This window comes from Verrucomicrobiota bacterium (genome assembly GCA_037139415.1).
Lineage (GTDB): Bacteria > Verrucomicrobiota > Verrucomicrobiia > Limisphaerales > Fontisphaeraceae > JBAXGN01.
Genome location: JBAXGN010000297.1, coordinates 1 through 5,696, shown reverse-complemented (window position 1 = coordinate 5,696; position 5,696 = coordinate 1). Strand labels below are relative to the sequence as shown.

At 58.9% G+C, this 5,696-nt stretch carries 6 protein-coding genes; 2 read left to right on the top strand and 4 right to left on the bottom strand.

The genetic code is table 11. From position 1 onward, the window contains the following. Window positions 1-174: 174 nt before the first annotated feature. Complete coding sequence (locus WCO56_28560) at window positions 175-1,155, bottom strand: biotin--[acetyl-CoA-carboxylase] ligase (GenBank protein ID MEI7733556.1); 981 nt, start codon at window positions 1,153-1,155, stop codon at window positions 175-177. Window positions 1,156-1,279: 124 nt separating this feature from the next. Further along, complete coding sequence (locus WCO56_28555) at window positions 1,280-2,587, bottom strand: acetyl-CoA hydrolase/transferase C-terminal domain-containing protein (protein MEI7733555.1); 1,308 nt, start codon at window positions 2,585-2,587, stop codon at window positions 1,280-1,282. 245 nt (window positions 2,588-2,832) lie between these two features. Between WCO56_28555 and WCO56_28550 the strand changes: the two genes are divergently transcribed. Both WCO56_28550 and WCO56_28545 read left to right on the top strand, forming a co-directional pair. After that, complete coding sequence (locus WCO56_28550) at window positions 2,833-3,654, top strand: carbon-nitrogen family hydrolase (protein MEI7733554.1); 822 nt, start codon at window positions 2,833-2,835, stop codon at window positions 3,652-3,654. 2 nt (window positions 3,655-3,656) lie between these two features. Beyond that, on the top strand, window positions 3,657-3,941 hold the full coding sequence (locus tag WCO56_28545) for a hypothetical protein (GenBank protein ID MEI7733553.1): 285 nt from the start codon (window positions 3,657-3,659) through the stop codon (window positions 3,939-3,941). Here the strand turns inward: WCO56_28545 and WCO56_28540 are convergent. Both WCO56_28540 and WCO56_28535 read right to left on the bottom strand, forming a co-directional pair. Continuing rightward, a complete protein-coding gene (locus WCO56_28540) occupies window positions 3,904-4,854 on the bottom strand; it encodes a TatD family hydrolase (protein ID MEI7733552.1) in 951 nt (316 codons plus the stop codon). The genes WCO56_28545 and WCO56_28540 overlap by 38 nt on opposite strands. Window positions 4,855-4,862: 8 nt before the next feature. After that, complete coding sequence (locus WCO56_28535) at window positions 4,863-5,594, bottom strand: hypothetical protein (protein MEI7733551.1); 732 nt, start codon at window positions 5,592-5,594, stop codon at window positions 4,863-4,865. Window positions 5,595-5,696: the final 102 nt, after the last annotated feature.

The window sequence follows — 5,696 nt, the reverse complement described above, 5'->3', positions numbered from 1 at the left end:
GGGACTGAGGAAACATGGACCGCAAGGTTGCGTGCGCCTCAGTCCTACTCGACCGTTCAATTTTTCTGCAAAAGTTTGCAGCCCTCGGATTTCGGTATTTGGACTTCGGCTGGTTATTCTCCCACCCATAAAATCTTCCCTTTCGTTTCGGTTGCCGGACGCAAAGCGTGGCGCTCATTTTTCGAGGATGACATCGCCGCCGGTGATGCGTTCCAAGTGGCCGTGCTGGGCGCGCACCAGCAACGCGCCGTCCGAATCGAGCGCCTCTGCCCGACCGAACACGGTGCGTCCGCCCACCTGAATGCGGACCGGTTGGCCGATGGTGCTGCATTGCTGCATCCATTCGTCGGCCAGGCGTTCAAATTGTTGATCACAGATCAGCGCGTAGGCCTGATCCAGTTCGCGCAGAAACGCGGTGGCCAATTCCGCGCGGGACACCGGCTGCCCGCATTCGATGCGCAGCGAGGTGGCCGTCTTGCGCAGGGCCACGGGAAAATCGGCGGCCGCCAGGTTGACATCCACGCCCACCCCGACCACGGCTTGTTTGATCTGGTCCAGGTCCGCGCTGAGTTCGGTCAAAATTCCGGCGGCCTTGCGGCCGCGAAACAAAATGTCATTGGGCCATTTGATTTCCGCGCGCAACGCGCAGACCTGGCGGATGGCGCGGGAAAGGGCGGTGGCGGCGGCAATGGTGATCTGGGTGGCGGCCTGCGGCGGCAAGGCCGGCCGCAGCAAGACGGAGAGCCAGAGTCCCTGGCGCGGCGGCGACACCCAAACGCGCCCCATGCGGCCCCGCCCTTTGGTTTGGGATTCGGCAATCACCACCGCGCCCTCTTTGGCTCCGTCGCGCGCCAGGCGTTCCGCCAGGTCATTGGTGGAATTGGTTTCCTCAAAGACCTGGATGACGCGCCCGATGACGCGGGTTTCGCCGAGGCGGGACATCAGATCATCGGCGTGCAAGACATCCGGCATGCCCAAAAGGCGATAGCCTTTGTGCGGACTGGCCTCGATGTCGTATCCCAGCCGGCGCAAATCCTCGATCCGCGCCCAGATGGCGGCGCGGGAAATGCCCAATCGCTGCGCGAGATCGGCCCCCGACACGTACCCATCGCGGGTCTGGCGCAAAGCGGATAAAATTTCAGCGTCAATCGTCACACGTCATCCAGTCGCTGCGCGGCATTGCAACACAAACGGCACTCCATATCCAAATTGAAAATGAAAAAAAAGCCGGCCCCGAAAGGCCGGCTGCTATTAAATATGTTGAATACCCGATCGCGGTTCAGGATTTGACCACGGGCGGGGTGTAATGGAAGTGCGGGCCAAAGCGTTCAAAGGCGGCTTTGTCGAGGGCTTCGCGGTGATCCGGATGCGCGATGCTCATGAGCAGCCGGGCGCGTTCCTGGAGCGGTTTGCCGAAGACATTGACGGCGCCGTATTCCGTGACCAGCCAGTGCAGGCTGGGGCGGGTGGTGACCACGCCGGCACCCACCTTGAGGGTCGGGACGATTTTGGTGAGACCCTTGGCCGTGGCGGAAGGCATCGCCAGGATGGGTTTGCCACCCTTGGAGGCGGAGGCCCCGCGCAAGAAATCAATCTGGCCACCCACGCCGGAGAAGTGGCGGGTACCAATGGAGTCCGCACACACTTGGCCGGTTAAATCCACTTCCACAGCGGAATTGATGGAGGTGACCTTGGGATTGCGTTTGATGATATCAATGTTGTTGGTGTAACCGACATCCATCATGCGCACGCCCGGATTATCATGGATGAAGTCATAAACTTTCTTGGAGCCCATGAGGAACGTGGAGACGATCCGGCCGCGATCAATGTTCTTTTCCATGCCGTTGACGACGCCTTTTTCCACCAGCTCCAGCACGCCGTCGGCGAACATTTCGGTGTGAATGCCCAGGTTTTTATGATTGGTCAACTGGCCCAACACGGCATTGGGAATGGCTCCGATACCCATTTGCAGGGTGGCACCATCCTCGACCAGGGCGGCGACATGCCGGCCGATGGCCGCTTCAACCGGGTCCGGCAGCGCGGGGGCGGCTTCGATCAAGGGCACGTTATCCTCGCACCAAATATCAATCATGTCCTTGGTGATCATGGCATCCCCGAAGGCGCGCGGCACATGCGGGTTGATGACGCCAATGACGGTTTTGCCGGTTTCGACGGCGGCGAGGGTCGCGTCCACGGAGGTGCCGAGGGAGCAATAGCCGTGCTTGTCGGGCGGGGAAACCTGCACCATGGCGACATCCACGGGGCAATAGCCCTCGCGGATGAGGCGCTGGGTTTCACCGAGGAACACTGGAATATAATCGGCATACCCGTCCTGGGTGTCTTTGCGCACGTTATGGCCGACAAAGAATGACTCCAACTGAAAGATCCCTTCAAACTCCCGGCCGGAATACGGCGCGGAGCCTTCCGTGTGCAGATGCTGAATCCGAACATTACGGAATTCGCCCGCGCGGCCCCGGTCGCACATGGCCATGATTAATTTTTGCGGCGCGCACGCGACGCTGTGAATATGCACGCGGTCATTGGTTTTAATGACCTTTACGGCTTCTTGAAACGATACAATTTTCATGCTGATGTATAGTAGTGATTATGCTCTGCTATTGCCCTGCCAACCAAAAAATTCGGTTCATTAACCGCGTCTGAGATAACGTTAAAGCGTCATCCGGATGGCCGCAGCAAGGGAAATGTGGGCAAAAGGAAGCGGGTTGTCAACGTGCAGGCGTTGGAAAGCCAATTTTTGGCAAATGTTAAGCAAGAAGTGTTGGCCTGTTTTTGTATTTCATCCCCGGATGATCCCGATACACTCCGTTTCGCATGAACGTGTATGCCATTCAAATGAATCTGGCTTGGGAAGACAAGCGCGCGAATTATCAAACCGCGCGCCGCTTGATTGCCGCCGCCAAGCCGCTGCCGGGATCGCTGATGGTGTTGCCGGAACTGTTTGCCACCGGGTTCAGCATGCACGTGGAAGCCATTGCTGAATCCCCCGGAGGCGAGACCTCGCAATTCCTAAGCCGTACCGCACAGGAGGTCGGGGTGTATTTGGTCGGAGGTGTGGCGGCGCGCATCAAAACGGGCAAGGGACGAAATGAGGCGTTATTATACGGGCCGGATGGAAGCATCCAAGCGCGCTACGCCAAGGCACATGTCTTTAATCCGGCGGGGGAGGGCGATCACTATGAATGCGGCACCGCACCGGTACTCGCTCCCTGGCAGGAGGAAAAATTGGCGCTGTTTGTCTGCTATGACCTGCGTTTTCCCGAGGTGTTCCGGCTGGCCGCCCTCCAAGGAGCGACGGTTGCCGTGGTCATCGCCAACTGGCCCACCGTACGGATCGGGCATTGGATGGCGCTTTTGCAAGCGCGCGCCATTGAAAATCAGATGTTCGTGGTGGGGGTGAACCGCTGCGGTCAAACCCCAAAACTGGCTTACGATGGACGTTCGCTGATCGTGGACCCGCTGGGGAAAATATTGGCGGATGGCGGCACGTCTGAAGGGGTGATCCAAGCAACGCTGGATCACCGAGTGCTGGAACAGTGGCGGCAGGAGTTCCCGGTGCTGGCGGACACCCGCGCGGAGCATTTCGCCGCCTGCCAACAGACCATGAACAACCAACCGCCGCCGGGGAACCCTTGACCATGCAAGGGGATTTGAATTTCAACCAGCAACCGGATGGCTTCGACGGCTATTCGGCTTGGCATGCACAGCGTGCCCACGCCCAACAGTTACTGGCCCATAAGTTGGGCGTGCCCTTGAACCGGATGGTTTGCGTTCGCCTCAATGACGGGATGGAACTTACCGGCGTACTGCGGTTGAAGGAGGAGCTGCTATTTGTAGATACCCTGAAACCCGGAGAGGTAGAACTGTGCATCGGACGCGTCGCGTTCAAGCAATCGGAAATCGAGTCGTGCGTGGTGAAGTAAAGCAGTGACCGAATAACCGCTGCGCATTCCGCCAGTTCTGCGCCACCAAATCCGCTTCCGCACATCCCAACAGACTGGCAATACCCCGGGTAATGGCCGGCAGGTTGGCCGGCTCATTGCCTTCCCAGCCTTGCTCGCATCGCTCATCCTCTTTCGTAGCCGTCGAGGTAAGGAGACGGACCTTGGCAAATTCGGATTTCGGATTTCGGATTTCGGAATTGGCCACCGCCTTATCTCGGCGTCCAAACGGAGCGTCGGTTTCCAGCAGGAGGCGATCCGCCGGGATACGCGGCAGCGCCTCGCGCTGGCGCAACGTGTGTTCATCCAGGGTGCTGCCGCCAAAGGAAAAATAGGCGCCCATGTCGGCCAAAGGCTTGATCAGTTCCACCGGACCGCCGTAGGCATGCAGCAACATACCGGGTGGCAAGGGCGGTTGGGAGCGCAGCACGTCCATCAGCCAGCCCCAGGCGTGCACGCAGTGGATCATTACGGGACGCTGGAGGTGCCGCGCCAACTCCAACTGGGCGCGGAATACCGTCTCTTGGACCGCTTCATCGCGCGGTTCAAGCCAACGGTCCAAGCCAATTTCCCCCACCGCCGAAGGTACGGCTAGAAGGTGTTGTTCCAGTTGCTGAAGCCAGGTTTCGGAGCGCTCCGCCACAAACCAGGGATGCAGGCCAAAACAGGGCAGAACATCCGGCTCACTTCGGGCCAGTTCCAAGACGCGGGGCCAATCTGTCTCGCGGGTGCCGTTGCACACGAATCCATGAACTCCCTGCATTCGCGCGCGGGCCAGCACAGCGGGCCAGTGCGGCCACAAGGCATCGGCCTGCAAATGCAGGTGGCAATCAATCAACTGCGGTGAAGCGCTGAACACGCTCCCAGTGTAGGTCCAAGGAAGCCTGCGGGACAATGAGATTTTTACAGACGATCCACAGGCACCAGGGTAATGCAGTTGTCCTTGATCTGCACATCGTCGAGATGCTGGAGGATGGCGGCAGCTTGCGCGTTGCTCTGCATTTGATCCAATAAATCCTTTTCCTGTGCCTTTTTAAGCAGCCAGCCGGGAATATCTTTGCCGTTGGCCTTGATGGATTTGACTTTCAAGGAGAGGAAGCCATCCTCGCCGCGCTTGAGCGTCAGCGCCGCCACGCCGTTGGCATACCGGCCCTTGAGCATTTTATTATTCTTGTTCTTGGGATCCTGGTCGAGCGGGAGGGAAAAATCCGCCCACAATACGTTGTCCTGGATGCGCATAAACAATCTCCCCTGCTGCTTGGCGTCGGCCGCGATCAAGGCGTTCAAATCATCGGCGGAAATCCGAAGCGGGCGGACCGGCTTGCTATTTTCCAAAGCGATTTTGAAATCGCCCAACCGCATAAAGACCGCCTTCAGGGCGGCGGGCGAGGCGTCGCCCTTGGGCAGCACCGCCGGCTTTAAGGAGGTGTAGGTCTGGACGAGGGAATGCACATAGAGGCCAATCCCGGCCACAGCCAGGATCGCCAGCAGTAGGAGCGAAGCCAGCGGAATCACCACGTACAACCAGCGGCGGCGCTTTTTGGATGGCGGCGCAACTGGCGGCAGGGGAGTGGAGTGCATGGGCAATTCTGGCACCAGTGGCGGTGTCAAGTGGGCCTGGTTCTCAGTACTCATAGTCATAGTGCATGTAAATCACGGGAATCCATTTCGGGCTCCCTCGGCAGTATTGATTCTGCTGAAAAACCCTTGGTCATTTTTTGAGGCCCTTGGCTGGGC

Excerpts from the sequence above, each read along its gene's own strand:
- WCO56_28535 (MEI7733551.1), bottom strand. The coding sequence starts at position 5,594 with ATGAGTACTGAGAACCAGGCCCACTTGACACCGCCACTGGTGCCAGAA.
- WCO56_28555 (MEI7733555.1), bottom strand. The coding sequence starts at position 2,587 with ATGAAAATTGTATCGTTTCAAGAAGCCGTAAAGGTCATTAAAACCAAT.
- WCO56_28545 (MEI7733553.1), top strand. The coding sequence starts at position 3,657 with ATGCAAGGGGATTTGAATTTCAACCAGCAACCGGATGGCTTCGACGGC.
- WCO56_28550 (MEI7733554.1), top strand. The coding sequence starts at position 2,833 with ATGAACGTGTATGCCATTCAAATGAATCTGGCTTGGGAAGACAAGCGC.